The 24,890-nt window shown below is 47.5% G+C and carries 24 protein-coding genes; 11 read left to right on the forward strand and 13 right to left on the reverse strand.

From position 1 onward, the window contains the following. Positions 1-140 precede the first annotated feature (140 nt). On the reverse strand, positions 141-1,805 hold the full coding sequence (locus Q0R37_RS00750; protein WP_294750088.1) for a carbohydrate binding domain-containing protein: 1,665 nt from the start codon (positions 1,803-1,805) through the stop codon (positions 141-143). A 164-nt stretch (positions 1,806-1,969) separates the two neighbouring features. After that, complete coding sequence (locus tag Q0R37_RS00755; RefSeq protein ID WP_294750090.1) at positions 1,970-3,247, reverse strand: hypothetical protein; 1,278 nt, start codon at positions 3,245-3,247, stop codon at positions 1,970-1,972. Between the two features lie 330 nt (positions 3,248-3,577). Here Q0R37_RS00755 and Q0R37_RS00760 point away from each other — a divergent pair, with 330 nt between their 5' ends. The 6 genes from Q0R37_RS00760 to Q0R37_RS00785 all read left to right on the forward strand — a co-directional run bounded on the left by Q0R37_RS00760 (position 3,578) and on the right by Q0R37_RS00785 (position 10,732). Continuing rightward, positions 3,578-5,896, forward strand: coding sequence for a glycoside hydrolase family 95 protein (locus tag Q0R37_RS00760; RefSeq protein WP_294750092.1), 2,319 nt, complete (start codon positions 3,578-3,580; stop codon positions 5,894-5,896). Positions 5,897-5,914: 18 nt separating this feature from the next. Beyond that, positions 5,915-7,570 (forward strand): glycosyl hydrolase, encoded by a 1,656-nt coding sequence (locus Q0R37_RS00765; RefSeq protein WP_294750094.1) that lies wholly within the window; start codon positions 5,915-5,917, stop codon positions 7,568-7,570. Next, positions 7,563-8,870, forward strand: a complete 1,308-nt coding sequence (locus Q0R37_RS00770; RefSeq protein WP_294750096.1) for a hypothetical protein — start codon at positions 7,563-7,565, stop codon at positions 8,868-8,870. Before Q0R37_RS00765 ends, Q0R37_RS00770 begins: the two co-directional genes overlap by 8 nt. Before the next feature lie 189 nt (positions 8,871-9,059). Beyond that, positions 9,060-9,815 carry a sporulation transcription factor Spo0A gene (gene spo0A, locus Q0R37_RS00775; RefSeq protein WP_294750098.1) on the forward strand — a complete coding sequence of 252 codons (756 nt, stop codon included), beginning with the start codon at positions 9,060-9,062 and terminating at the stop codon, positions 9,813-9,815. Positions 9,816-9,913: 98 nt separating this feature from the next. Continuing rightward, positions 9,914-10,423 (forward strand): flavin reductase, encoded by a 510-nt coding sequence (locus tag Q0R37_RS00780; protein WP_294750100.1) that lies wholly within the window; start codon positions 9,914-9,916, stop codon positions 10,421-10,423. Between the two features lie 105 nt (positions 10,424-10,528). Then, complete coding sequence (locus Q0R37_RS00785) at positions 10,529-10,732, forward strand: hypothetical protein (protein WP_294750102.1); 204 nt, start codon at positions 10,529-10,531, stop codon at positions 10,730-10,732. A 31-nt stretch (positions 10,733-10,763) separates the two neighbouring features. Here the strand turns inward: Q0R37_RS00785 and Q0R37_RS00790 are convergent, their stop codons facing one another. Beyond that, on the reverse strand, positions 10,764-10,985 hold the full coding sequence (locus Q0R37_RS00790) for a helix-turn-helix transcriptional regulator (RefSeq protein ID WP_294750104.1): 222 nt from the start codon (positions 10,983-10,985) through the stop codon (positions 10,764-10,766). Positions 10,986-11,221: 236 nt separating this feature from the next. On the opposite strand from Q0R37_RS00790, the gene Q0R37_RS00795 reads away from it, so the two are divergent. Then, positions 11,222-11,587, forward strand: coding sequence for a hypothetical protein (locus Q0R37_RS00795; protein WP_294750105.1), 366 nt, complete (start codon positions 11,222-11,224; stop codon positions 11,585-11,587). Positions 11,588-11,673: 86 nt separating this feature from the next. Here Q0R37_RS00795 and rpsT read toward each other — a convergent pair whose 3' ends face one another. Continuing rightward, positions 11,674-11,934 (reverse strand): 30S ribosomal protein S20, encoded by a 261-nt coding sequence (gene rpsT / locus Q0R37_RS00800; protein WP_294750106.1) that lies wholly within the window; start codon positions 11,932-11,934, stop codon positions 11,674-11,676. Between the two features lie 227 nt (positions 11,935-12,161). On the opposite strand from rpsT, the gene gpr reads away from it, so the two are divergent. Further along, positions 12,162-13,007 carry a GPR endopeptidase gene (gpr, locus tag Q0R37_RS00805; protein ID WP_294750108.1) on the forward strand — a complete coding sequence of 282 codons (846 nt, stop codon included), beginning with the start codon at positions 12,162-12,164 and terminating at the stop codon, positions 13,005-13,007. A 94-nt stretch (positions 13,008-13,101) separates the two neighbouring features. Here the strand turns inward: gpr and Q0R37_RS00810 are convergent, their stop codons facing one another. Next, the gene (locus tag Q0R37_RS00810; RefSeq protein ID WP_294750110.1) at positions 13,102-13,854 is read right to left on the reverse strand and encodes a DUF2461 family protein; all 753 of its coding nucleotides are present in this window, start codon (positions 13,852-13,854) and stop codon (positions 13,102-13,104) included. Positions 13,855-14,475: 621 nt separating this feature from the next. On the opposite strand from Q0R37_RS00810, the gene Q0R37_RS00815 reads away from it, so the two are divergent. Beyond that, the gene (locus Q0R37_RS00815) at positions 14,476-14,841 is read left to right on the forward strand and encodes a hypothetical protein (protein ID WP_294750111.1); all 366 of its coding nucleotides are present in this window, start codon (positions 14,476-14,478) and stop codon (positions 14,839-14,841) included. A 53-nt stretch (positions 14,842-14,894) separates the two neighbouring features. Here Q0R37_RS00815 and Q0R37_RS00820 read toward each other — a convergent pair whose 3' ends face one another. The 3 genes from Q0R37_RS00820 to Q0R37_RS00830 all read right to left on the reverse strand — a co-directional run bounded on the left by Q0R37_RS00820 (position 14,895) and on the right by Q0R37_RS00830 (position 18,339). Then, on the reverse strand, positions 14,895-16,193 hold the full coding sequence (locus tag Q0R37_RS00820; protein WP_294750113.1) for a Sapep family Mn(2+)-dependent dipeptidase: 1,299 nt from the start codon (positions 16,191-16,193) through the stop codon (positions 14,895-14,897). Positions 16,194-16,319: 126 nt separating this feature from the next. Beyond that, positions 16,320-17,438: a sn-glycerol-3-phosphate ABC transporter ATP-binding protein UgpC gene (gene ugpC / locus Q0R37_RS00825; RefSeq protein WP_294750114.1), complete on the reverse strand. Its 1,119-nt coding sequence runs from the start codon at positions 17,436-17,438 to the stop codon at positions 16,320-16,322. Positions 17,439-17,553: 115 nt separating this feature from the next. Further along, complete coding sequence (locus Q0R37_RS00830) at positions 17,554-18,339, reverse strand: pseudouridine synthase (protein ID WP_294750115.1); 786 nt, start codon at positions 18,337-18,339, stop codon at positions 17,554-17,556. 82 nt (positions 18,340-18,421) lie between these two features. On the opposite strand from Q0R37_RS00830, the gene Q0R37_RS00835 reads away from it, so the two are divergent. Continuing rightward, positions 18,422-18,826: a DUF4830 domain-containing protein gene (locus Q0R37_RS00835; protein WP_294750116.1), complete on the forward strand. Its 405-nt coding sequence runs from the start codon at positions 18,422-18,424 to the stop codon at positions 18,824-18,826. Position 18,827: 1 nt separating this feature from the next. Here the strand turns inward: Q0R37_RS00835 and Q0R37_RS00840 are convergent, their stop codons facing one another. Genes Q0R37_RS00840 through Q0R37_RS00850 form a run of 3 tightly spaced genes read right to left on the reverse strand, consistent with a single transcriptional unit; the run spans position 18,828 to position 20,495 of the window. Then, positions 18,828-19,199: a DUF4870 domain-containing protein gene (locus Q0R37_RS00840; RefSeq protein WP_294750117.1), complete on the reverse strand. Its 372-nt coding sequence runs from the start codon at positions 19,197-19,199 to the stop codon at positions 18,828-18,830. 4 nt (positions 19,200-19,203) lie between these two features. Next, on the reverse strand, positions 19,204-19,695 hold the full coding sequence (gene nrdR / locus Q0R37_RS00845) for a transcriptional regulator NrdR (protein ID WP_294750118.1): 492 nt from the start codon (positions 19,693-19,695) through the stop codon (positions 19,204-19,206). Further along, positions 19,695-20,495 carry a sugar phosphate isomerase/epimerase gene (locus Q0R37_RS00850; protein WP_294750119.1) on the reverse strand — a complete coding sequence of 267 codons (801 nt, stop codon included), beginning with the start codon at positions 20,493-20,495 and terminating at the stop codon, positions 19,695-19,697. Before Q0R37_RS00850 ends, nrdR begins: the two co-directional genes overlap by 1 nt. A 333-nt stretch (positions 20,496-20,828) precedes the next feature. Here Q0R37_RS00850 and Q0R37_RS00855 point away from each other — a divergent pair, with 333 nt between their 5' ends. Continuing rightward, the gene (locus Q0R37_RS00855; RefSeq protein WP_294750120.1) at positions 20,829-21,443 is read left to right on the forward strand and encodes a manganese efflux pump; all 615 of its coding nucleotides are present in this window, start codon (positions 20,829-20,831) and stop codon (positions 21,441-21,443) included. 2 nt (positions 21,444-21,445) lie between these two features. On the opposite strand, the gene Q0R37_RS00860 is transcribed toward Q0R37_RS00855, so the two are convergent. Both Q0R37_RS00860 and gyrA read right to left on the reverse strand, forming a co-directional pair. Further along, on the reverse strand, positions 21,446-22,180 hold the full coding sequence (locus Q0R37_RS00860) for a metallophosphoesterase (RefSeq protein ID WP_294750121.1): 735 nt from the start codon (positions 22,178-22,180) through the stop codon (positions 21,446-21,448). 72 nt (positions 22,181-22,252) lie between these two features. Continuing rightward, a complete protein-coding gene (gene gyrA / locus Q0R37_RS00865; RefSeq protein WP_294750122.1) occupies positions 22,253-24,883 on the reverse strand; it encodes a DNA gyrase subunit A in 2,631 nt (876 codons plus the stop codon). Positions 24,884-24,890 lie beyond the last annotated feature (7 nt).

The following is a 24,890-nucleotide window of genomic DNA, read 5'->3' on the forward strand; positions in this document are numbered from 1 at the left end:
TTCTCCTATCTGATATTTGATGCTGCGACCTAAAGAATATGATACCATACCCCTTGAAAAAAATCAAGATTTCCGCCCTTTCATGATATATGTTCCAAAGGAAAAAGCCCGGATATATCCGAGCTTTTTCGTGAGTGCTGTTATGCTTTGAATATGAATCTTATGAAGTTATACATGAGGGGTATGACAGTATTTGCGTCGTGACCGCCTCCGGGTACGGAAATGTAAATATTCTCCGTGCCGTGCTGAGTAAAGAGGTCGCTGTACTGCTTCGGGAAGTCATTTACCATAGTGTCGTTGGTTCCGCCTGCGATCATAAGCAGATAAGGCGAATACGGCGGGTCTATCCTCATATCGTCCTTGCTCATTACGCCCGGGTGATCCATGAACTGATCCTTTGTCGGGAATATTCCGGGGGCAGGTGCTCCGCCGCCTATATATCCCACCTTGTCGCAGCACTTTATGCCTATGTAGAGGGACTCTCTGCCGCCCATTGAAAATCCTGCCACAGCGGTATTTTCACGTCCTGTCTTTACAGGATAGTGGGACTCGATATAGGGCATAAGGCTGTCGGGAAGATCCTCAACGAAATTGTCGTATCCGGGAACATCTGCCTGTCCGTTGCCTGTCTGCTGTGCATGGTTAGGGTCGGTGTACTGATTTGTGAAAACGATTATCATAGGCTCGGCTTCGCCGCTCTTGATAAGATTTGTAGCGATCTCGCGCACGCCCATACCGTTCATCATTGTGGACTCGTCTCCGCCGTATCCGTGGTTGACATAGAATACAGGGTATTTCTTGCTGCTGTCATATCCCGGCGGGAGCCATACGTTCGCGCCCTTGTCACGGTTTGCCTTTTTGGAGAAGTACGTGATATGCTCCACCTTGCCCTCTGCATTTTTCAGAACATTGGACGGAACATTTACCGTGATCTTATCGCGTATGCCTGCCATGTAGTCGCTTGCGCTGACCGTAGTGGTCGTAGTCGTTACGGGAGCCGTGGTAGTTGTAGTGGTAGTCGTGACTATTGGCTTCGGGAACTCTGTTACCTGTTTGAGTATGAACTTTGAAAGAACTACAAGGTCATTGACTGCAAAGCTGCCGTCACCGTCAACATCCGCAGCTGTCATGCTGATGACTGCTGACGGGTCTGCCGTATAGCTGAGGAGAGCTTTTCTTGCAAAAACAAGATCAAAAGCGTCTATTCTTTCATCGCCGTTCAGGTCGCCCTGTATTGCGTTTACAGCGGTCACAGCTCCGACCTGAGTACCTGCCTCTGCTATTATGGCTTCGTCGATGCTGAAGCTGTCGGTTCCGGATCCTGTCTCAACGTAAAGGACGTATCCCGAACCCTCGGGGAGCTTGTAGTTCGTGTTTGTGAGCAGTACGTATTCGCCTGAGGAAACTCCGTCAGCAATGTGGTCATATGCTGTTTTTCCCGAAGCGTCCGTGTACTGCAATGAGAGCATCATATTGCCCGAGCCCGCGATCGCTATGCTGAAGCTGTATTCCACGCCTGCTCTGAATACAGTATCATCGAGAGTTTTCATAGCGCCGTGCCATGCGCTGCTCCTGCCGGAAACAGCAAGAGCCTGACTGCCCGAATAAGCGTTGTCACTCACGGAAACTGCTGCGCCGCCTCTGCCTTCCCAGTTATCCGTACCGTTTTCAAAAGTGTCGTGACAATAGTATACGTCGGGCTCCAGTGCGAAAGTACTTGTTGTCATCAGCGAAGCCGCAGTTAAGGACACTGCCCCTGCGAGCATACCTGCAAGCACATTTCTGAATGTTCCGATCCTGTTCATAGTCTGTTCCTCCTTGATTGTCAATATTTTCTGTGTTTGCGGATAAACGTAAAAAATAATTCTATATCTATAATATAACATCTGAAAAAAATGTTCAACTCGTTTTTTGCTGTTTTGGTGGATAAAAAAAGGACTTTTCATATATGAAAAGTCCTTTTATGCTGCTATATCAGATAAATCTTGTTACAGTGATAATCTTCTCCCAACTCCATTATATATCCCTCACCGCAGATATGATCTTCATCTCCTGCGATCTTATATACGATCCCCAGCTCAGGTATAAGGCAGTATATTTCGTCACTTCCGAGGAACACCCTGTTATCCCTTACTCCCATCACAGTACCGAGGGAATTTGTCGAGGAAGAATAATGCTCCATTTTCGTAAGATCATAGGTATCGAGCTGATATCCGCGGTCAATAATGATACGTTTATCATCTGAATATGCTACATTACCCCATACCTCATTTGAAGTAAAGGTGTAATTATCCGTATTTAAAAGCAGCGATGAGTTAGCAAACTCGCCGAGACTTAAACTGCCCGAATCAAGCTCATCCCTGATCGAATAGCTTACTCCCGCATCATCCTCGACAAACCTGTCTTTTTCACTGTCATAGGTATAGTGATCGGTCAGCGTATCGGTCGTCATTGTTGACAGATTAACACATATCGAATTGTCATAATCACGGTATAAATGGATCATCTTATCAGTTTCGTTCTCGAAAACCGTTCTTTCATTTAAGGTATCAAGGTCAATGGCATTCACATATTTGTTTTTTCCGTTCTCCCATTTATAAAAAAATGTATTATCATCTACGAGCATTTCACCGCAGATCCTGTTTATATCATCAGTTGACCAGCTGTATACCTCTTCAGGCTTTTTGCTTGCGATATTATACCTGAATATGGACCATTCATAGTAAAACGGCATTATTTCGGCACTGTAATCGACCACAAGGTACAGATCATCACCGCTGCGGCTGACAAATCCCACTCTGCCTTTTTCGGGCATATCCTTATGATTCTCCTCGGCTAAAGAATATTCGCTGTTATACAGCGAATCACCATATTCTCCCGTATTGCACAGAGGTATCTTGGCTCCGAGGTCAAGCTTGCTGAGGTCGATACATTCCAGCTCATAGGGGAACTCCTTATCGGAATATGTCAGCTTGACGTCGATCTTTCTGAAATCGCTGTCCTTATAATTTCTGTACTCCGCAGAAGTGCTCTCTTTTGCCGTGGTTTTTTCCTCTTTTTTTCCGTCAGCTGTGGTCTTTTCGGTCTTTGAAGCGCTTTCCGTCTTTTTTTCGGCGTTCTCTTCCGAGGATACGGTTGTTACGATATCCGATCTTTTTGCGTCTTTTTCTTTATTGTCTTTTTTGCTGCACGAGCAGCAGCCTGCCGCGATCAGCAAAGCCGATGCGATACTTATTGCCTTCTTCATTCTTTGCCTCCGTTCTGCGTATAATATATAATGTCTGTGTCTGTTTGAATAAATACTTTAATTCAATTCTACAATTTTTCCGGTAATATGTCAACCATATCCGCTGAATATAAATGCAGTATGAAATATTAGCAACATTTCCTCAAAAACATTCAACACTATGTGGAATAAAATGTAGATTGTTTGGAATTTCAAGGCAAAATTTGCACAGATTTGCAATAAACAGCAATTTGTGGTATAATATTATGATAATCATGATAGTGTGTGAAGCTCTGTCACGATGCAACTCCATACGCAGACGACGACTTAATCCAATAGGAGCAATTTAATATGAGTACTGAAACTTTAATGAAATATGATTCTCCAGCAGAAGCTTTTGAAGAAGCTCTCCCTATCGGAAACGGCCGTATCGGTGCAATGATCTACGGTACAGCTTTAAACGAAGCTATCGTCCTCAATGAGGACTCTGTCTGGTCGGGCGGTCTCCGCCACAGGATAAATCCCGACGCAAGGGAAGGCTTTGCGGAAGTACGCAGGCTTCTCGCTGAGGGAAAGACAGCGGAGGCAGAGAGGACGGCTCTGAACAAAATGCAGGGCGTTACTCCCAATATGAGGCGGTATATGCCCCTTGGCGAGCTGGATATAGCCCTTGAGGCAGACGGAAAAGCAAGAGAATACTCCCGCAGTCTCGATATCGGCTGCGCCGTTGCAGACGCTTCTTTCTCCGTGAACGGAGTGACATATACAAAGGAATATTTCGTATCTGCCCCCGACGAGGTGCTTGTGGTGCGTATACACGCTTCCGAGCCTGCTTCCGTTACCCTTTCCTGCGGTATCGGCGGACGGGACGACTGCTACGACGACAACCGCCCCTGTGCACATAATATGATACTCTTCAACGGCGGTACGGGCAGCCGTGACGGTATATTCTTTGCCGCCTGTCTGGGAGCTTCCGCAAAAAACGGCGAGATAAAGACCGTGGGCAGCAGGATATGCGTTAAAAATGCGGACGAGGTAATGCTGGTGCTCTCTGTACGCACAAGCTTCTACAGTCAGATGTACGAGGAGTCCGCACAGGTTGACGCGGAAATGGCTCTGCAATGCGATTTTGAGGAGCTCTACTACCGCCATGTCAACGATTACAAGGAGCTTTTCGACCGCGTTGAGCTCGCTCTCAACGACAACAGCGGCGAGGATCTCACTCTCCTTACAACTCCCGAGCGCATTGACCGTATAAAGGGCGACGAGCTGGACAATACGGACTGCCGCAGACTTATAAACGACAACAAGCTCATCGAGCTTTACTTCAATTTCGGAAGATATCTCCTGATATCCTCAAGCCGCGCAGGCACTCAGCCTGCCAATCTTCAGGGAATATGGAATGACCTTATGTCTCCCCCGAATGGCAGCCGCTACGCCCTCAATCTCAATACCGAGATGAGCTACTGGCTTGCGGAGAACTGCAACCTCTCAGAATGTCATCTCCCTCTTTTCGACCTGCTGGAGCGCGTATGCGGTAACGGCAGAGTCACGGCAAAGGAAATGTACGGCATAAACAAGGGCTTTGTATGCCACAGCCATACCGATATATGGGGAGATTCCGCTCCTCAGGGCGAGAGCAGCACCTCAAGCATATGGCCTATGGGCGGTGCATGGCTGGCTATCCATATTTTCGAGCATTATGAATATACCCTCGACAAGGAGTTCCTTGCCGACAAGTACCATATACTGAAAGAAGCTGCCGAGTTCTTCACCGAGTATCTCACCGAGGACAGCAAGGGCAGACTTATGACGGGACCCTCCGTATCTCCCGAGAATACCTACATTGACGGGAACGGCGTTCAGGCAAGCATCTGCATGGGACCTTCCATGGACTCGCAGATACTTACCGTGCTTTTCTGCTGCGTAATAAAAGCAGCCCATATCCTCGGCAAGGACGCCGCCTTTGCGGAAAAGCTGAAAGATATGCTCAAAAAGCTCCCTCAGCCGCAGGTGGGCAAGTACGGACAGATAATGGAATGGGCGGAGAATTACAACGAGACCGACATCGGTCATACCCGTTTCTCTCAGCTTTTCGCACTCTATCCCGCAGGTCTCATATCACCGCTCAGGACCCCCAAGCTGGCAGACGCCGCAAGAGCGACCCTCGTCCGCAGGATAATCCACGGCGGCGGACATACGGGCTACAGCAGTGCATGGGTGACAAATATGTGGGCGAGACTTTTCGACGGAAGAATGGTATACGAAAGTCTCATGTGCCTGCTTTCACATTATACAAATCCGAATATGACCGAATCCAGACCCGCTTTGCAGCTTGAAGCCAACTTCGGCGGAACTGCTGCTACCGCGGAGGCTCTCATGCAGAGCTGCGGCGGAGAGATAAATCTCCTGCCTGCGCTCCCCGACGAGTGGAACAACGGTCATGTATGCGGTCTCAGGGCAAAGGGCGGCTTTACAGCCGATATCTACTGGACTGCCAATAAACTCACACGCGCCGAGATAAGCTCTGAGCTCGGCGGAGAGCTGCGTCTCCGCGCCAACTGCGCCGTAAGCGTTTCCTGCGACGGAGAGCCTGTTGACCTCCGCACAGAGGACGGTCTTGTCATATTCATGACGCAGCAGGGCAGGACGTATACCATCAAGGCATAGATCTCTTGGGAGGACTAAATGAACATTTGCAGACCCATAGCTCTTGCAGCTGCTGCGGCAGCCGCTGTTTCGGCTTTTACAGCCTGTGACAAAAAGAATAAAATGACAGCTTCCGTGCCTATAATCGTGGAGTCGGTTTCAGACCCCACCACAGAGCCGGCTACTACGCTGCCCGTGGAGACATACCCCGATTACCCCGTTACCTATCCCGAGATAGAAAAACAGACTGCGGGAAATCTCTACGAAGCAGAAAACGGCGAGCTCAAGGGCGGTGCAAGAGCTGCCTTCGACCTTCCCGAATTCAGCGGAGACGGCTATGTAACAGGCTTCGGCGGCGAGGGAAAGGCTTCTGTTGCCTTCGATATAGATGTTCCCACAAATCAGCACTACGACCTGTCATTCAATATATCTTCGGAAAAGGCAGTTGACTGCCGTATAACTCTCGGCGGACAGCAGCTCACGGTATTCAAGACCAACGACAGCGGAAAATTCACTTATATCACCCTTTACGGAGTATTCCTCACAAAGGGTATGCAGAAGCTTGAAATTACTCCCGAAAACGGCGATATGTGCCTTGATTACCTGAAAATAGAGAACAATACCTCCCTCAGCGATATAAGCTACGACGCAAAGGGCGAGCTGGTAAACAAGAATGCGGGCGAGTCCGCAAAGGAGCTCATGAGCTTCCTCTCCGAAAACTACGGAAAGCACATGATAACGGGTCAGTACGCCTCAGGGGGCGGCAGCTCCGAGCTCGACCTGATATACCGCACTACAGGCAAATATCCTGTTATACGCTTCTCGAACACAGATGTTCCCGATGAGAGCTTCGACGAGAGCTTCAAAGAGATAGACGCGGCGGCGGAATGGTACTTAAACGGCGGTATTTCCTGCCTTAGCTGGTACTGGAGCTCTCCCTCCGACACAAAGAGCAGTATCCACACGGAGGAGACCGATTTCGATATTTCCAAAGCCGTCACATCGCAGAAGCTTGCAGAGCTCACGGAAGAGGAGATACGCGAACTTTACAGCAAGGGAGATATTTCCAGGGAATGTTACGGTATAATACTTGACATAGACAATATGGCAGGACAGCTCACCTCACTGAAAAACCGCGGAGTACCCGTGCTGTGGAGACCTCTCCCCGAAGGCTGCGGAAACTGGTTCTGGTGGGGCGCAAAGGGCGAAAAGCCCTACAAATGGCTGTGGCAGTTGATATATGACCGCTTCACCAAGTACTTTGAGCTGGACAACCTTATATGGGTATGGAACGGTCAGAGCGAAAGCTCCATGGTGGACAGGCGTACTTTTGATATAGCCTCCGTTGACCTCTACCTCAGCAGCGAAAAGGACTACGGTCACAGATATTACGAGGAATTCGCAGCTGTTCAGAAATTCGTGGGCACAGACAAGATCCTTGCCATAAGCGAATGCGGAAGCGTTCCCGATATGGACGCCGCTTTCAGAGACAACGCTGTATGGTCCTTCTTCGGGGTGTGGTACGGCAAGTACGTTCAGACCGCGGACGGCGAATACAACGAGGAATTTACTGGAAAGGACGCTCTCATAAGAGCATATAACTCCGACGGAGCCCTTACTCTTGACGAATACAGAAAGCTCAGGGGCTTTGATGAGCCCGAAACGGAAGAAAAAAAGGAGGAAAAAGATGAATGATGACCTTGTCCTCTTAAGACCCGATTCCGAAACGCAGAAAGAGCTCACGGAAAAAATGCTGAAGGAAACAGCGCGGAACGACCACGCTGCCGTAAGCTTCAAGATGTGGGACGCTCTTGTGCTAATGCCCTTTTCTCAGCCAGAGGACATATTCCTCTTCATGGAGGACGACTTCTCCATGTACAATACGGGGAACAAGTCATTCACCGAGCTCCGTATGGAAGCGCAGAGGGCTGCGGAAAAAAAGTACGCCCTAAAGAGCAATGTAACTCTTGAAAAAATATACGATATATTTGTAAAGATAAGCGGAGTCTCACCCTCTTGCAGGGAAAAGCTCATAATGAGAGAGTGCGACCTGATACACCATTTCGCCTTTCCGCGAAAAACGGGAAAGCTCCTCTTTGATGAGGCAAAGCGCTGCAATAACAAGGTGATAGTAGTATCAGATTCCTACTACCCCCGCGACGTTGTGGTAAAGATACTCTGCGACTGCGGCTACGGAGATTACAGCTCGGTAATAATACCCTCAGAGCAGAATATCCCCGATTCGGCGGAAACAGGCTTCCTCGACGCCGTTATAAAGAAGTCGGGGCTTAACGCGGATAATATCCTTCATATAGGCGGCGACCTCACCAACGATGTGGAAGCTCCCATACGAAAGGGCATGAAGGCCCTCATGCTCCAGCCCGTACTGCCCCTTATGGTAAGATCGGGCAGGCTTCGCGGATATATCGAGGAAAAACACCTCTATGACATAGAGGAAAAGCAGTTCATGGCGCTGAGATGCTCCCTTGCACTGTATGCAGCCTACGGCTTTGACGCTCCGCAGAACAAAAAACCCAAAACCGATTTCTGCGACGACGAATACATGATGGGCTTTATCATACTCGGTCCGCTGAGCTTCATTGAAAGCTTCGAGCCGACGGAAATGCAGGCAGACCTCATAAGAGCTATGGAAAAAAACAAGAATATAATGAACGGCAAGCTCGATTTCGGGAAGATGCTGTATCATCATTTCGGAGATTTTATCGGGAAATACGGCGGCGAAGGCTGTCAGCTGGCGCTGGAATTCCTCGAAAAACACAGCTATATCGGCGACAGGAACAGGATATACCCGTTTCTTTCCGATAGCAGCAGAAAAAAATGGGGCAGGGCTGAAAGTGAGCCCAAGCTTGCCCCTGTCCATACAAAAAAAGTCAAAAAGAACGCGCTTCAGAAGCTCGCCGACAAGCTTTTCCCGCAGGGAACAAAGGTCAGAGAGATGACTGAGGGCGCTCTCACAAGAAAAAAGCGTAAATAACAGCCTTTTTCAAACATATTCATATTTTTGCGACGGCTGCTTTCGACGGCTTTTTATGACGGGTCTGTTTTGATACATTTCCTGCGAAAAAGTCGTGTAAAATACTAAAAAATCCCGTTGCTGCTCCTTTTGTGATGTGATATCATTATTAAGCGGTCGAAAACCGCTGAACAAAAGGAGGTATAAAATATGAATAACAAGGTAAAAGTACTTATCGGCGACGATTCTGCCGAGACAGGCGTAAGCGTGGCTAATAAGCTGCGCGAAAAGGGTATGTATGCGTACACAAGACGCAAGGACTGCGGCGTTATACTGGAATCCATAAAAAAAGATCCCCCCGACGCAGCCGTCCTCGATATCTCGTCACAGAACGGCGATGTTATCTCGCTTATGAAAAGTGTTAAGGAATCAGGTATAAAACCGCCTGTATTCATCATAACATCTTCTTATGACAACGAGTTCATCGAGCGTCAGGTGACAGAGAACGGAGCTGCTAAATTCCTGCTCCGTCCGTGCAGCGCAGATGACCTTTGCAGCGCCATAAACTCGGCTCTCGGCGACAGAGTGAGCAGCCTCAGCGACGACATGGAGGTAGTTGTTACCGACATGATACATCAGCTGGGCGTTCCCGCCCATATAAAGGGCTATCACTACCTCAGGACAGCTATTCTCTATTCCATTGAGGACAAGACCCTGCTGGACAGTGTGACAAAGCTGCTCTACCCGACAGTCGCGGATATCTACGATACCACTTCTTCCCGCGTTGAACGTGCCATACGCCACGCTATTGAGATAGCATGGGACAGAGGCAACGTTGACACATTAAATTCCTTTTTCGGCTACACCGTAGATACGGGAAAGGGAAAACCCACAAATTCGGAATTTATCGCACTTATCACGGATAAGCTCCGACTGCGCTACAAGAGCGCTCTCAGAACTCACTGATATCCGCGCAAGCTGTGATGATACCGAATAATATGCCGAAAGCGCGGCGTCTTACTTAACGCCCGCTGAAGGTAAAATTACAAAAAAGGAGAATCATCATGGCTTTCAGAAAAATTGATATCAGTGAGCTTTCATTCAATCCCTTCGATAAGATAGGCAAACAATGGATGCTCCTGACAGGCGGAAACAAGGCAAAATATAATACCATGACCGCCTCATGGGGACAGCTCGGCGTTCTTTGGAACAAAAATGTGCTGACCTGTTACATCAGACCTAACCGCTATACCTACGGGTTCATAGATAAAGACGAATGCTATACGGCAAGCTTTTTCGGTGAGGAATACAGAAAAGCTCTTTCCTTCTGCGGCTCACATTCGGGCAGAGACTGCGACAAGGCAAAAGAGACAGGACTTACTCCCGCTGAGATAGACGGCTGCATGACATTCGCAGAGGCTGAGCTCGTACTTGTATGCCGCAAGCTTTACAGCTACGATATGCAGGAAAGCGGTTTCCTTACAGATGACGGTATCCCTGCACAGTTCTTCGGCAGTGATCCTTATCACAGAGCGTATATATCCGAGATCGTCGGAGTATACGTCAAGGAATGATATTACAGAAATATAAATAAATATAAAAGCAATAATAACTCTGTATATTTTATTTTTTGTTAACACTGAGCAAATTCCATTTATTAACTCATCGGAGGGATATTAATGAAAAAAGACATATTCAAAGAAGTTGCCCGCAAAAACGGTGTGACCGAAGAAGAGGTAAGAAGCGAGATCGAAAAATCAATTGCGGAAGCCTGCAAGAATCCCAATGCTCCTATCAATAAGATCGGAAAAGGCAAAACTCCGACTCCCGAAGAAGTTATTGAGCACGTTCTCAAAGAGATCGCCAAAGCGAATATGAACTGAAAAAATCACCTGTCTTAACCGGACAGGTGATTTACTTTTTGTTAGGGTATTTTTCCTTTTTATCTGTCAGACCGAGAATATAATCCGTACTTGTACCGTAAAGCTCTGCAAGCTTTATGATTATGCTTACGGGCACTTCACGAAGTCCGCGCTCATATTTTGAGTAAAGCGACTGATCGCAGAAAAGGTATTCCGATACCTCGCGCTGTGTTTTATCGCTGTCCTCGCGCAGATTTCTTATCCTTACGAACATATTCTCCCTCCCGTATTTGTAAATTTTACAAATTTCTATATTTATTATAAAACAGGAGAGGTATTCTCTAAATATTATAGGACAAATAGTCCTAATCTATTATTTGTATAATTCACAAATATGTTATTTGCATAAATCTAATGTAAATACTGTGGAAAGTGTTGACAGAAGTGTTTAAATCGGGTATAATAGTTAAAGGACATATTGTCCTATATCTCAGCAAAGGAGCTTTAATTATGAAATGTATTTTATGTGCAAAGGAATTCACCGAGCCTCCTACATGGCTTAACGAGACCAGCGCTCTGTGTCCGAAATGCGCTCAGATCACTGCAAATTACAAACAGCCTGATAATACAGCCGTTAATTTGGAAAATGAAAAAAATCAGACAGGTACGACGATACAGACAGTTGCCAAAGTGATATGGATACTTGGAGCAATAGCAGCTGTATTAATTTTTGTTATTGTAGGGATTGAGTCATTTTTTAGTCTGATCAGCTACCTGTTCACAGTTTTTATTTCGGGGCTTATGGTATACGGTCTCGGCGAGATAATAATACTCCTCGGACAGATAAATGATAAGCTTCCGAATAAAAGAGGATAGCATCACTCTCAACTTAATAAAAACGCCCCCTGCCGACCGTGAGTTGTCCGCAGGGGGATTTGATTCTTATATGATCAAAAAAGACCTTATTCAGCAGAGTTGAGCTTCTTAGCGAGCTGTGACTTCTTTCTTGCAGCCTTGTTCTTGTGCATAAGACCCTTAGCGCAAGCCTGATCAACTCTCTTGATAGCAACCTTGATAGCCTCTGCCTTATCAGCAGCACCTGTTGCTACAGCTGTGTCAGCCTTCTTGAGGATAGTCTTGAGATTAGACTTTCTTGCCTTGTTGGCAGCAGCCTTTGTTGCATTGACCTTTACTCTCTTCTTTGCAGACTTAATGTTTGGCATTTTGTTACACCTCCTTGAATTATGCGAACCGTATAATCGTCCGCATTTAACAGATAATAGGAGCAAACACGGGTTAGTTCACTCCCTGACAGCTGCAACGCACAGCCGCCATACTGAGACAAATATAATTATAGCATTTTTCAACAGTATTTTCAATAGCAAAAAGTGAAATAATCCTCAGAAATATTTTCCACAATTAAAGCATAATGCACAATATGGAGGAAAACATGGATATTCGCACAGATCTCGCACTTGAAAGCCTCTCCGCGGACGAGCTTCCCGAGAGCGTTCACTTACAGATACGCGGCAAAGCCTTCCGCATTACAGAAATAATCATCGACGACGACAGCTGCCTTGCGTCCATAGGCAAGGGAAAGGGGCGGTACATCACCCTTGAGGGCAGCAGTCTGAGCCGATTTTCCGACGATTACCAGCTCATGGCACAGGAGCTCTCACAGGAGCTTTCCGCCCTTCTCCCCGACGGAGATGTACTTGTTGCGGGGCTCGGGAACAACGATATAACCCCCGACGCCATAGGGCCGCAGACCGCCGCAAAGGTACTTGCTACGCGGCATCTCAGCGGCGATGACGACTTCGGAGAGGAGTTTTTCACATCGCTGCGCCGTGTCAGCTCCTTTGCAGGGGGAGTCATGGGACAGACGGGTATCGAGACTGCGGAAATAGTCCGCGCCATAGCGGCAGAGCTCCGACCTGCGGCAATAATAGCCATTGACGCACTCGCCTGCACGGATATAAGCCGCCTCGGTACGACAATACAGATAACCGACACGGGTATCTCCCCCGGGAGCGGCGTTTCAAACCAGCGGAAAGAGCTTTCGGAAAAGCTTTTCGGTATTCCAGTAATAGCCGTGGGAGTTCCCACAGTCGTGGATATGCATACCATAGTGAGAAGCCTTACGGGCAGGAAAATAAACAGGAAACTGCCCAATATGATGGTAACGCCCCGTGATATCGACCGTCTGACCGAAAGAGCGTCACAGCTCCTTGCATTCGGCATAAACCTCGCATTGCAGCCAACTCTGACCTTTGAGGACGTAAGAGGGCTGTTTTAATGCGTAATTCGTAATTATTGTGTCGGCTTCATGTAATTATTTGCAGGGGACGGCGTACTCGACGTCCCTGTGACTGGCAGCGCGGGCTCCGCGCTTACCACATGAATTCGACATCGGGAGCTTTTACCATTTTTATCTCGGGCTCGGGCTGAGCAAGCTGCTGCTCCTTTTCCTCTTTGAGTATAGCTTTGGCAAGCTCCTCGACTTCGACTATCTCGTGGAAGTAATCATTGACAGGCTGCAATGCCTTGAAAACCTCGGCGGTATGCTCGGCTATTTTACGGCTGAAAAGCTCCTCGGGGTCACTGACCTTGGTATACAGGCTGAGACCCTTTTTCACGAAAAAGCGCTCCAGCTCAGGCACGTGACAGGGCTTTTTACGCTTGTACTCGTCACCGCCGAGGGTCAGTCCGTACTTTTCAACAAGTTCATCTACCATGTTGACAAATGGCTCTGCGTCCTCAAGAAGTCCGCTGCGGAAGCGCTCCATGACTGCGGCTTCGGGCTTTGAGATACGGAAGCCGAACTCCGCACCCTCGGGAGAAAGCTCGAAATACAGAGTGGGAGTCTTGTTCCAGTACCATGCGTCATAGCGGACATATATCCACATAGTATCGCGGTAGTGCAGATAGGGAGCGAAATTCTCGTCGCGGTATATCCTGCCAACCTTGTACATCATGCCGTCGGTGTCGGAAAACGGCTCGAAAAGCTCCTCACCGAGAGCTTTCATGGGCTCGTATATCTTCTCCGTGTAGACCGCCTTCCGCGGCTCGAACCAGTCCTTATTGTTGTTATGTCTTATACCAAGCAGGAACTCCAGCGCTTCCTGCGAAAAACCTTCAAACATTTATATCTCCTTCCATAAACCAAAATTTATATTTGTAGGGGAGGATATTATCCGCCCGAAATTACACTTGCGCTTTGTAGGGGACGGCGTCTCGCCGTCCCATTATAGGGACGCCCTCACTTGCAGGGCGTCCCTCTTCCGAAAACAATTCACTGGATTGTTTTCGGAATTCACCCTTGCGGAGCGCCTGTCGGATACGGGGCGCTGCCCCGAGCCCCGCAAGGGCTGTCAGCCCTTGACCTGACCAAAGGGTTGTGAACCCTTTGGAATCCCTTCCTTTTGGGTTGGCGTAATCAATGCGTAAATTATGATTTATTATATCACAGTTCCGGGAATTATTCAAGGAGTAATATCATATTACCGTATTTTTACAGCAATATAGTCCTAATTTTATTTCACAGGACAGTGAAATAACTTTCAACATTGTGTTGAAACAGCTGTGGAGTCATATGTTAGATTGTTGATAACTATGTTGAAAATGTGGAAAACAACGCAGAATACACTTTTTGGAAGTACTTAAAAGTTGAAAACCCTGTGGATAAACGGGGAAAATAAGTAAACAATAAAAATATGTTGTGGAAAGACACTCCACAGCAATTCATTGTAAAGGATATGATTTGTATGAAAAAGCTATTAGCAATATGCTCCATATTTTTTACAGTCTGTACAGCTCTCACGAGCTGCGGCGATAACAACAGCGGTCATTATACCGACGACGGAAACGGCACGGTCATTGACCATACGACCACGACTGTAAAACACGAGAGCACTACTGCTGTTACTACTACGAAAGACAGCTCATTCAAGGACAGAGCTGAGGACGCTGCCGATGGCGTTGGCGAAGCAGGCAAGGATATTGTCAGCGGAGTCGGTGACGCGGGCAAGGACCTCATAGACGGAGCTAAGGACGCTGTTGACGACGTTATCGACGGCATGGACGGCGAAAAGGAAACAGCTGCTGTCACAACTCACAGAAACGACAGATAACTAAAGGCGGACATAAGTCCGCCTTTTCAACATTTAAGTGTGAATTGTTGAAATTATGAGCACAGCTCCGCCATTGCCTCTGCCATTATCTCCGCGTTTTTCAGCAGATTTTCCGCAGTAATGAACTCGTCGGGGCAGTGCATTCGCCCGTCCTCATTCGGGAACTCCGCTCCGAAAGCAACTCCGCCCTCTATCTCATGTACGTATGTACCGCCCCCAATGGCTATACAATGGCCTTTTTCGCCCGTTACCTTCTCATAGACCTTCAGCAGCGTCTGCACGAAATCGCTGTTTTCGTCGGTACAGTGAGGCTCAACTCCCTCGCAGGAGTCTATGTCGAAGCCCGCTTCACGAAGCCTTCCGCAGATGATATCGCTTATCTCCGCTTTAGTGCGGTCCAGTGGAAAGCGTATGTCGATACCGCCGTGAAGCCTGCCGTTTTCCGTATTCAGGAGCGACAGCACGCAGGTCATATCTCCCGATATCTCGTCACGGAAGCCAAGTCCGCAGCTCCTGCCGTTAAATTCTCCGTGGGGAAAAAGCTTTCTCAGCTCGTCTATTTGCCTGCACGGGATAGCTCCCGATGCAAGGAACTTCGTTATGGCATTTTCGCCCTTTTCGGGAGTTGAAGCGTGTGCGGAAACGCCGTTTACCGTGCCGAAGCTCATTTTCGGGCCGTCTTTCCGAGCTTCAAGGTATGATATCCTGCACTCCTGCGGAACAGCATTTATTACCGTACCTGCTTCGATATTGACTCCCTCGGGAACGGGAGCGGAAAAATAAACTCTCAGCATACCCTTTTCCGCATTTATCACGGGATACTCGCCGTCGGGAGTGAAAACCATAGGCGGGAGCTCACGCTTTTTGCGGTAGTACGCAAGGTCTGCCGAGCCGTTCTCCTCATTTGTGCCGAATATAAGGCGTATGCCCTTTTTCAGCGGAATACCCAGCTCCTTTACGGCTCTCGCAGCAAAAAGCGCAGCGACAGCTGGTCCTTTATCGTCGATAGCGCCGCGGCCTACGAGCTTGTCTGTCCCGGGCTCGTAACGAAGCACAAAGGGGTCTGTAGTCCAGCCCTCACCCACGGGAACTACGTCCAGATGAGTGAGCACTGCAAGCTCGGGGGCAAGTTCGTTTATATCAGCCGAGCCTGCGTAATTATCAATATTTTCAACGCTGAAGCCGAACTCCTCACATTTTTTCAGCATTATTTCCAGTGCTCTTGCAGGCTCCTTTCCGAAGGGTGCTCCCTCCTCGGCATCGCCCTGCACACTTGGTACAGCCACGAGCTCCGCGAGAAAGTCTGTCATTTCCTGCTTATGAGCGTAAATATGATCTCTTATCTCTGACATATCATTCTCCTGTGTTGATTATTCAAAACAAAAAACCGCAGTAGTGCTACTGCGGTAATTTGCGCGTACACAGCGCCTCACGGCGCCATGTACCAAGAAAGAAAGGATAAATATGAAAAGAATTAATCAGTTGACAATTGTCTTCTCAGTTTCCTTATCGAAGATGTGGATTCTGTTAGGATCGATAGCTACCTTGATATCGTCTCCTGACTTAGCTGTAGATCTCGGGCTAACTCTTGCTGTGAGCGGGATACCCTCGCAGAGGAGGTAGAGGTAAGTCTCAGCACCCATCATTTCGGTAATTTCTACATTTGCGTCGATAACGCCTGTAGAAGCATTTGAGAGGTACATTTCTTCATCGTGGATAGACTCGGGACGAACACCGAGAGTGATCTCCTTGCCTACATATGAGCTGAGGTCTTCATTTACCTTTGACTCGGGAACGATGATCTGATATTTTGTATTCTTACCAAATTCAACTATAAACTGACCATACTCTTCCTTGAGAGTAGCGTCGATGAAGTTCATCTGAGGTGAGCCGAGGAAGCCTGCAACGAACTTGTTTGCAGGGTTCTCGTAGAGGTTCTGAGGTGTATCTATCTGCTGAACGAAACCGTCCTTCATACATACGATTCTGTCACCCATTGTCATAGCCTCTGTCTGGTCATGAGTAACGTAGATAAATGTTGTACCGAGCTTCTTGTGGATCTTAGCGATCTCGGTTCTCATCTGAGCACGGAGCTTAGCATCGAGGTTTGAGAGAGGCTCGTCGAGAAGGAATACCTTAGGTGAACGAACGATAGCACGGCCGAGGGCAACTCTCTGTCTCTGACCGCCTGACATTGCCTTAGGCTTTCTGTCAAGAAGGTGTGTAAGGTCGAGGATCTTTGCAGCCTCGTTTACCTTTCTCTCTATTTCATCCTTTGGTACCTTACGGAGCTTAAGTCCGAAAGCCATGTTATCAAAAACTGTCATGTGAGGGTAAAGAGCATAGTTCTGGAAAACCATTGCGATATCTCTGTCCTTTGGAGCGATATCGTTTACGAGCTTATCGCCTATATAAAGCTCACCTTCCGAGATCTCTTCGAGTCCGGCGATCATACGGAGAGTTGTTGACTTACCGCAGCCGGAAGGTCCAACGAGAACGATGAACTCCTTATCTCTTATTTCCAAATTAACATCCGAAACGGCTACTACTCCGCCGGGATATTTCTTATAGATGTTCTTAAGTACTAAGCCTGCCATGTTTAATCCATTCCTCCAGTAAATAATTTAATGCCGATATATTTTTTTCCATTATCAGCTATGATAATATCATAACACATTATTTACATTTTTGCAAGTTGCTAAACCGCCAAATTTACCTGATATACTTTATTAGATTTGCCGAATAAAAAGCCGAATATTTGGCAAAAAAAAGGTCAAAATCCTGTTCTTTGAACAAGTTTTCAACATCGTTTGGCAATATTTCCATACTCTCTCCGATTGCCAGTTTTTCGGGCAAAACAAGATTTCCCAGTGAAACCCGCATCAGCAGTTCCACATGATTGCCTACAGCTGCGAACATTCTTTTAACTTGATGATATTTTCCTTCATAAAGTTCGACAAATGCCAATTTATTGCTGATTTCAGACTGTCTGACCCGTGCGGGGAGACAAGTTTCACCATCTGCCAAGGTAATGCCCTCCGAGAATTTGTTAATATAATTGTTTTCAAACTCCCTGAAAAGTTGCACAATATAAATCTTGCTAATGTGATGCTTTGGTGAAAGCATTCTGTGAGCGAGCTCTCCGTCGTCTGTAAGCAGCAATTCTCCCATGCTGTCCTTGTCGAGCCTTCCTGCGGGGAACATACCTTTTTTTCTCAGCTCGGGAGGTATAAGCTTCAATACTGTTTCTCCGTCCTTGTCGTCGGTGGAGCATACATAGCCCTGAGGCTTGTTGAGCAGCACATAGCTGAAGCGCTGCTGCCTTATCTCCTGACCGCATACCGTTACCGATGCAGCGCCGCTGTCTATTTTTGTATCCGAACGCTTTACCGCGGTCCCGTCCACGAGTATCCTGCCCTTTGCGGCAAGCTCCTTTATCTGACTGCGTGTATACTCCGTCCGCTCTGATATGAATTTATCGAGCCTTATCTGTGCCATTGCTTCTCCTTTCGGTATATTTCATATCATGTACTGAATAAGCTCTAATGATCCCGAATAAACCGAAAAGGAGCAATAAAGCATGAATAAACTCTTATCTGCGGTCATAGCCGCTGCCGCCCTTATACTGACCTCCTGCGGCATAAAAGAATCGCCGACACCTGTTACAGCTGTCAGCGATGTTACTCAACGTATAAGCTACTTCGCCTCTCACGGCTGGGAAGCGGAAGAAATATCCGAAAGGGACATAACTGTTCCCGCAGAATTCTCGGATACCTACTTGGAATACGTCCGTATGCAGGATAAGCAGGGACTTCCGCTGAGGAAATATGCGGGCAGAGCCGCAAAGCTTTTCGTATACGAGATAAAGAACTACAGTCCCGACAACATGAAAATGCTTGCGGAGCTTATCGTATGCGACGATACCGCAGCCGCCTCAATGATATACAGCGAGGACGGCGTAAGCCTGAGAATGCCTGTGAACTGAATCAGAATACGTTTATAAGGTTGCCGATAAATGGAATCCTGTATGCCTTGTCTTTGATAACGCCGATTATAAATACTATCAGAATAGCCAATAAAGCAAGTGAAAGCACCAGATTGCAAATAGTTCCGAGAACGGGTATATAGCCAAGTATCTTCATCACTATACAAACAGCGACACATACTATCAGCCATGTCAGCGACTGGTTTGCATGGAACTTGCAGTAGGTCGAGTTCTTATCACTGAGAGTCGGAAGAAAGAAGAAAATAGGGAGAAGATATGCAATTACTGCAAGAGGCTGGTTCTTTTTGATCTCTTCGGAAACAAAAGTCTTCTCAGTGCTCAGGTCGTTAAAGTTTTCAAGGAAATCCATCATAGTTTTATACCTCCGATTTATTTATAACGGAAAAATCTTCCGTTTCTGAGTCTTTTCTGTCAAATTCACTTATTGCGGCAACAAAGCTGTCGATATCTGTAAAGTCCTTATATACCGATGCAAACCTGATATAGGATATGGGGTCGATCTTTCTCAGTCTGTCGAGCACAAGCTCTCCTATCTCGGTGGATCTTGCAACGGTCCTCAGTGCGTTTGCGTAGTAATTCTCGACATAATTTGCGATCTCAGTGACCTTCTCAGCCGAGACAGGTCTCTTTTTTATAGCCGAAACTATGCCGTTTATGAGCTTTGCCTTGTCGAAGAGCTGAACGCTTCCGTCCCTCTTTTCGACCATGAGCAGCGGGACTTCAACAGCCTCGTATGTAGTGAATCTTTCTCCGCATCTCACACATTCACGCCGTCTTTTTGTCTTGTCATCAACAGGGCGTGAATCTATTACCTTAAGTTCTTCAAATCCGCAGTATGGACATTTCATTATTTAAGCTCCCTGCCATAAGGCTCAGTCATGCGTGTAAGTTTATTATAGCTTGAAATAAGGTCGCTTATACCCTTGAAGCCGCTCCTGTAAAGCTCGAGAATAACGCTGCAATCGGGATTATAGCCTGCAAGCTTCTCAAAAAACTGCTTGAAATTGAACCTGCCCCTGCCGATAAGGAGACAGTCGCCCATTTCTCCCGAATCGCTGATATGCACATGGGATATCTTATCCCCGACGATATCGAGAAAGCTCACGGGATTTTCATTTGAACGCAGTGCCTGCTTTGTATCGAGTACGAAAGCAAACTCATTGCCAAGCATATTTTTTATTTCCTTTATAAAAGCGGAAGAACCGCTCCTGCAGCGGGAGACATTCTCTATCGCCACAGTGACGCCGAACTCCCTGCCGAGCCTGTAAAGCCGCGAATAGCGCTCGCAGTAGAGCTCCGCAGTACAGGTCGATGAGGGCTTGCCGCCGTGAAAGACGAATATCTCAGCTCCCACAGTATTCATGAAGCGAAAGTAAAGCTTGTAATATTCAAGCATATCGCTGATCCTGCGCTCATACTCCGAAAAGAACATCTGCGGCTCTATTTCGCAGGTAAAAGGATGCACCGACGGACACCTGACCTCAAATCTTTTCAGCAGATTTGCCATGCCGTGGGCAAAGCTTTTTTTCAGCTCTGAGTGAGTATTGATAAAAAGCTCCACGCAGGAAACGCCGTTGAGCGCAAGTTCATAAAGGGATTCTTCTATCGGCTTAGGGTACAGGCAAGCTGTAGAAACACCTGCTATCAAAAATACCCCTCCTCGCGCTTGATCAATATATTTTTATTATAAACATATTTTCCCCGAATGTCAATAATAAAATCATAATTTTGCAGAGCAAAATTATGATTTCAGCCTTTAACTGTAGGGGCGGATATTATCCGCCCGTATATGACTTGCATAATAAATAACATGAACTCATGTGTAGGGGAGGGCGCCCTCGCCCTCCCGCGGGGGAATATAATTATTTCGGCGGGAGCCCGAGGGCGGGCTCCCCTACTGAGATCAAAATTCAGCTTTGCTGAATTTTGATCTGTGTCACCCCGAAGAGGCAATGAATATAATGACCTCGGAGGTGTTATTTTGCTGAAGGAATTCTTTATCGCTTTCATCGTGAGCATCGACATTTATCTTGCATCGGCTTCCTGCTGCAACAGCGGCATAAGGATACCTGTCAGGTCGGCTTTCATTATCGACAGCTTTTCTGCCGCCGTAATGTTTTTTTCAGTCTCTCTTTCCGACTTTATCTCAGGTATCATATCTTCACATACCTGCCATATCATCGGCACTGTTGTACTTATAACCTTAGGCTCACTCAATATCACAAAGAGCATACTCCGCAATATCATGCGGCGTATTTCCGAAAACGGCGGTATCTCACTGAAAATGGGAGAGCTTTCCATGTTTGTAAGGCTCTGTCTCGACGATGCCGCTGCCGATATGGACAGCTCAAAGGTGCTTTCCGCAGGAGAGGCTTTTTTCCTTGCACTTGCAGGCTCACTTGACGCAGCCGCTTCGGGTCTGAGCTGCGGGGGGACGGATATTTCCGCAGTATACGCTGCCCTTTCTGCCTTTGTCTGCGGAGCTGCCGCGCTGCTGCTCGGTTCGCTGACAGGCAGAAAAATATCCTCCCTGAACCATGATCTCTCATGGACGGGAGGATCGTTCCTTATTTTGTATGCCGTGATAACGGCGTAAGGTCATATTTCGTATATGACTACCTCAGGCGGATCGAACAATCTCAGCTTTCCGAGACCTGCCGATACCAGCAGCTTTTTTCCGCCGAAGTCATATACGCCCTTTGCGTACTTCGGGAAGAATTTTCTCTCGGGAGAAAGCAGGGCTTTGCCGAATAATCTTACTGAACCGCCGTGGATATGGCCGCTGAAGGTGTATTTTGCTCCCCATTTTGCATATTCTTCTCCGAAAAAGGGATTATGCGCTATGAGAAGTACCTCTCCCTCGGGACATTTCCCGAGAAGCTTTTCGAGGTCCTTTTCCTCTATAACGTCAAGATGACGATAGCCGCCGTTTTTCTTGTATACTCCGTAATTTTCGAGGAGTCCGTATATTTTCAGCACTCGTCCCCTTACATCAAGCTCGGCACAGCCGTTTTTCAGAAGTACCTGCTGATTTCTCGAAAGCATTTTTTTGAACGCTCTCTTGTTTTCTTTGTAGATGCTCTGCTCATGATTGCCGTATATCATATACACGGGAGTTATCTCGTGAAGCCCTTTCAGAAGAGAGTCTGCTGCCGAAAAATCCGTATCATAACGGGTTATTATATCTCCGCTTACTATGATAAGGTCGGGAGCTTCGGCTCTTATCTTATTTATGAGCCTGATATTGTCCCTGCCGAAGCTTCTGTGATGAAGGTCGGAAACATGGGCGACCTTAACGCCGTCCCCAAGCTTTTCATGCCTTACAGTGAGCATAAATACATTTTCATATACTGCATACAATGCAAAAATCACAATAACAGCTGTTACGAAATATATCATAGGGCATTATTCTTCGCCGTCGTCCTCGTCGGGCTCAGCCTCGATAACGACCTCGTTCTGCTCTTCAAGGGCAGCCTCTTCCTCCGCAGCCTTTATCTGCTCATCTGTGAGCTGCTCCACCTTTTCGGTCTCGGCGTTGTCGTCGTGCTCCGCACGGGTGAATGCAACTACATTTGCGCCCTCGTTAACTCTCATGACGCGGACGCCCTTTGCAATACGTCCCATGATGCGGATATCGCTCGCAAGTATCCTTATGATGATACCGTCACTGGATACGAGGATTATATCATCCTCCTCGTCAACTATCTTTATGCCGCATACGTGTCCGCGTACATCGTCCACCTTGTAGTTTGTGAGACCGTAGCCGCCGCGGTTCTGTATACGATAGCTGTCGAGGTCTGTCTTTTTGCCGTAGCCGTTTTCGGTAACAGTCAGTAGAGAAGCTCCCTCGCGGACTCTTGCCATGCTTACTACACAGTCTCCCTCACGGAGCTTTATAGCTCTTACACCGTGAGCCGAACGTGAAAGGGCTCTTATCTTGCTTTCTTCAAGGCGTATAGCCATACCGTTCCTTGTGGCAACAAAAAGCTGAGCGCTGCCGTCAGTCATGCGGACTCCTTCTATCTCGTCGCCCTCGTCAAGTCCTATAGCGATAAGACCGTTCTTGCGGACGTTCTTGTAAAGAGAAAGATTTGTCCTCTTTATCTTGCCGTTCTTTGTGACCATGGTGATGAACTTGTCATCGCCGAAATCGGTGGTCTTTATCATTGCCGCTATCTTCTCATTCTCGGTAAGAGGCAGCAGATTTATGAGGTTGAAGCCTCTCGAAGCCTTTGAGCCGTCGGGGACTTCATAGCATTTCAGCTTGTACATTATACCCTTGTTGGATATGAACAGGATATTGTCATGAGAGCCGCAGATGAACATTTCCTCAACGAAGTCCTCTTCACGCTGCTTCATGCCTGTTATTCCGCGTCCGCCGCGGTGCTGTGTCTTGTACTCCGTAAGCGGCATACGCTTGATATAGCCGTTGTTTGTGAGAGTTACAACACAGTCCTCCTCAGGGATAAGGTCCTCGATATCCACCTCGCCGCTGACATTTTCGATATCTGTGCGGCGCTTGTCGCTGAACTTCTTGCGGATAGCGTTGAGGTCCTCGAGTATTATAGCGTAAACTCTGTTTACGTCCGCGAGTATATCCTCATAGTCGGATATCTTTGTGAGAAGTCCGTAGAGCTCATCGGTTATCTTCTGTCTTTCAAGACCTGTCAGCTGTCCGAGACGCATCTGAACGATAGCCTCAGCCTGTTCCTGTGAAAGACCTGTCTGAGCCTCGATGTGGAGTCCTGTGAGGTCGTACTGAGCGCGGTCGAGAAGAGCTGACATATCAACGTCCTTGAAGCGCTCTATCATGCGCTCCTTTGCTTCCTGTACCGTAGAGCTGGAACGGATTATGTTTATTACCTCGTCGATATGATCTGCCGCAAGCACGAAGCCCTGTAAGATATGTGCTCTTTCAAGTGCCTTGCGGAGATCAAAGCGTGTCCTTCTCTGGATAACGTCTACCTGGAAATCAAGGTAGTGCTGGAGCATCTGCTTGAGAGTGAGTATCTTCGGCTCGTTGTTTACGAGAGCAAGCATGATGATGCCCACTGTGTCCTGAAGCTGTGTAAGAGCAAAAAGCTTGTTGAGGACGATATTTGGAACAGCATCCTTTTTCAGCTCGATAACTACTCTCATACCTTCCTTGTCGGACTCGTCGCGGAGGTCGTAAAGTCCCTCTATGCGCTTGTCTCTTGCAAGCTGGTTTATGCTCTTGAGAAGTCTCTCCTTGCGAAGCATATATGGTATCTCGTCGATGATAATGCAGTTCCTGCCCTTTATCTCCTCGAAGTGAGTGCGGCTGCGAAGGGTAATCTTGCCCTTGCCCGTTGCATAGGCTGCGCGGATACCCGCTCTGCCCATGATTATGCCGCCTGTAGGGAAATCAGGTCCCTGTATGTGCTCCATGAGCTGTTCGAGAGTGCAGTCGGGGTCGTCTATAAGAAGCTGCAATGCGTCTATGACTTCACCGAGGTTATGGGGCGGTATATTTGTCGCCATACCTACTGCGATACCCACAGAACCGTTTACGAGCAGGTTCGGGAAACGTGAGGGAAGTACGGAAGGCTCTTTGAGACGGTCGTCGTAGTTTGATACGAAGTCAACTGTCTCCTTGTTGATATCCGTGAGCATATCAAGGGTGAGCTTTGCCATTTTTGCTTCGGTATAACGGTAAGCAGCAGGGCCGTCGCCGTCGATTGAGCCGAAGTTTCCGTGACCGTCAACAAGAGGATATCTCATAGAGAAATCCTGTGCAAGTCTTACCAGTGCGTCATATACCGAAGTATCGCCGTGTGGATGATAACGTCCCAGTACAGCACCTACTGTATCAGCGCATTTACGGTAAGGCTTCTCGGGAGTAAGTCCGTTTTCATGGAGCGTATACAGTATTCTTCTGTGTACGGGCTTCAGACCGTCTCTTACATCGGGAAGCGCTCTGGAAACAATTACCGACATGGCATAATTCAGCATGGAATTTTCCATTTCATTGACAAGTTCGGTATTTATTACCTTTGAGTTGTCTGTGTAAAGCATTTTTTCC

This window comes from uncultured Ruminococcus sp., assembly GCF_946415235.1.
In the GTDB taxonomy this organism is placed as follows: domain Bacteria; phylum Bacillota; class Clostridia; order Oscillospirales; family Ruminococcaceae; genus Ruminococcus.

Excerpts from the sequence above, each read along its gene's own strand:
- Q0R37_RS00750 (WP_294750088.1), bottom strand. The coding sequence starts at position 1,805 with ATGAACAGGATCGGAACATTCAGAAATGTGCTTGCAGGTATGCTCGCA.
- Q0R37_RS00755 (WP_294750090.1), bottom strand. The coding sequence starts at position 3,247 with ATGAAGAAGGCAATAAGTATCGCATCGGCTTTGCTGATCGCGGCAGGC.
- Q0R37_RS00760 (WP_294750092.1), top strand. The coding sequence starts at position 3,578 with ATGAGTACTGAAACTTTAATGAAATATGATTCTCCAGCAGAAGCTTTT.
- Q0R37_RS00765 (WP_294750094.1), top strand. The coding sequence starts at position 5,915 with ATGAACATTTGCAGACCCATAGCTCTTGCAGCTGCTGCGGCAGCCGCT.
- Q0R37_RS00770 (WP_294750096.1), top strand. The coding sequence starts at position 7,563 with ATGAATGATGACCTTGTCCTCTTAAGACCCGATTCCGAAACGCAGAAA.
- spo0A (WP_294750098.1), top strand. The coding sequence starts at position 9,060 with ATGAATAACAAGGTAAAAGTACTTATCGGCGACGATTCTGCCGAGACA.
- Q0R37_RS00780 (WP_294750100.1), top strand. The coding sequence starts at position 9,914 with ATGGCTTTCAGAAAAATTGATATCAGTGAGCTTTCATTCAATCCCTTC.
- Q0R37_RS00785 (WP_294750102.1), top strand. The coding sequence starts at position 10,529 with ATGAAAAAAGACATATTCAAAGAAGTTGCCCGCAAAAACGGTGTGACC.
- Q0R37_RS00790 (WP_294750104.1), bottom strand. The coding sequence starts at position 10,985 with ATGTTCGTAAGGATAAGAAATCTGCGCGAGGACAGCGATAAAACACAG.
- Q0R37_RS00795 (WP_294750105.1), top strand. The coding sequence starts at position 11,222 with ATGAAATGTATTTTATGTGCAAAGGAATTCACCGAGCCTCCTACATGG.
- rpsT (WP_294750106.1), bottom strand. The coding sequence starts at position 11,934 with ATGCCAAACATTAAGTCTGCAAAGAAGAGAGTAAAGGTCAATGCAACA.
- gpr (WP_294750108.1), top strand. The coding sequence starts at position 12,162 with ATGGATATTCGCACAGATCTCGCACTTGAAAGCCTCTCCGCGGACGAG.
- Q0R37_RS00810 (WP_294750110.1), bottom strand. The coding sequence starts at position 13,854 with ATGTTTGAAGGTTTTTCGCAGGAAGCGCTGGAGTTCCTGCTTGGTATA.
- Q0R37_RS00815 (WP_294750111.1), top strand. The coding sequence starts at position 14,476 with ATGAAAAAGCTATTAGCAATATGCTCCATATTTTTTACAGTCTGTACA.
- Q0R37_RS00820 (WP_294750113.1), bottom strand. The coding sequence starts at position 16,193 with ATGTCAGAGATAAGAGATCATATTTACGCTCATAAGCAGGAAATGACA.
- ugpC (WP_294750114.1), bottom strand. The coding sequence starts at position 17,438 with ATGGCAGGCTTAGTACTTAAGAACATCTATAAGAAATATCCCGGCGGA.
- Q0R37_RS00830 (WP_294750115.1), bottom strand. The coding sequence starts at position 18,339 with ATGGCACAGATAAGGCTCGATAAATTCATATCAGAGCGGACGGAGTAT.
- Q0R37_RS00835 (WP_294750116.1), top strand. The coding sequence starts at position 18,422 with ATGAATAAACTCTTATCTGCGGTCATAGCCGCTGCCGCCCTTATACTG.
- Q0R37_RS00840 (WP_294750117.1), bottom strand. The coding sequence starts at position 19,199 with ATGATGGATTTCCTTGAAAACTTTAACGACCTGAGCACTGAGAAGACT.
- nrdR (WP_294750118.1), bottom strand. The coding sequence starts at position 19,695 with ATGAAATGTCCATACTGCGGATTTGAAGAACTTAAGGTAATAGATTCA.
- Q0R37_RS00860 (WP_294750121.1), bottom strand. The coding sequence starts at position 22,180 with ATGCTCACTGTAAGGCATGAAAAGCTTGGGGACGGCGTTAAGGTCGCC.
- gyrA (WP_294750122.1), bottom strand. The coding sequence starts at position 24,883 with ATGCTTTACACAGACAACTCAAAGGTAATAAATACCGAACTTGTCAAT.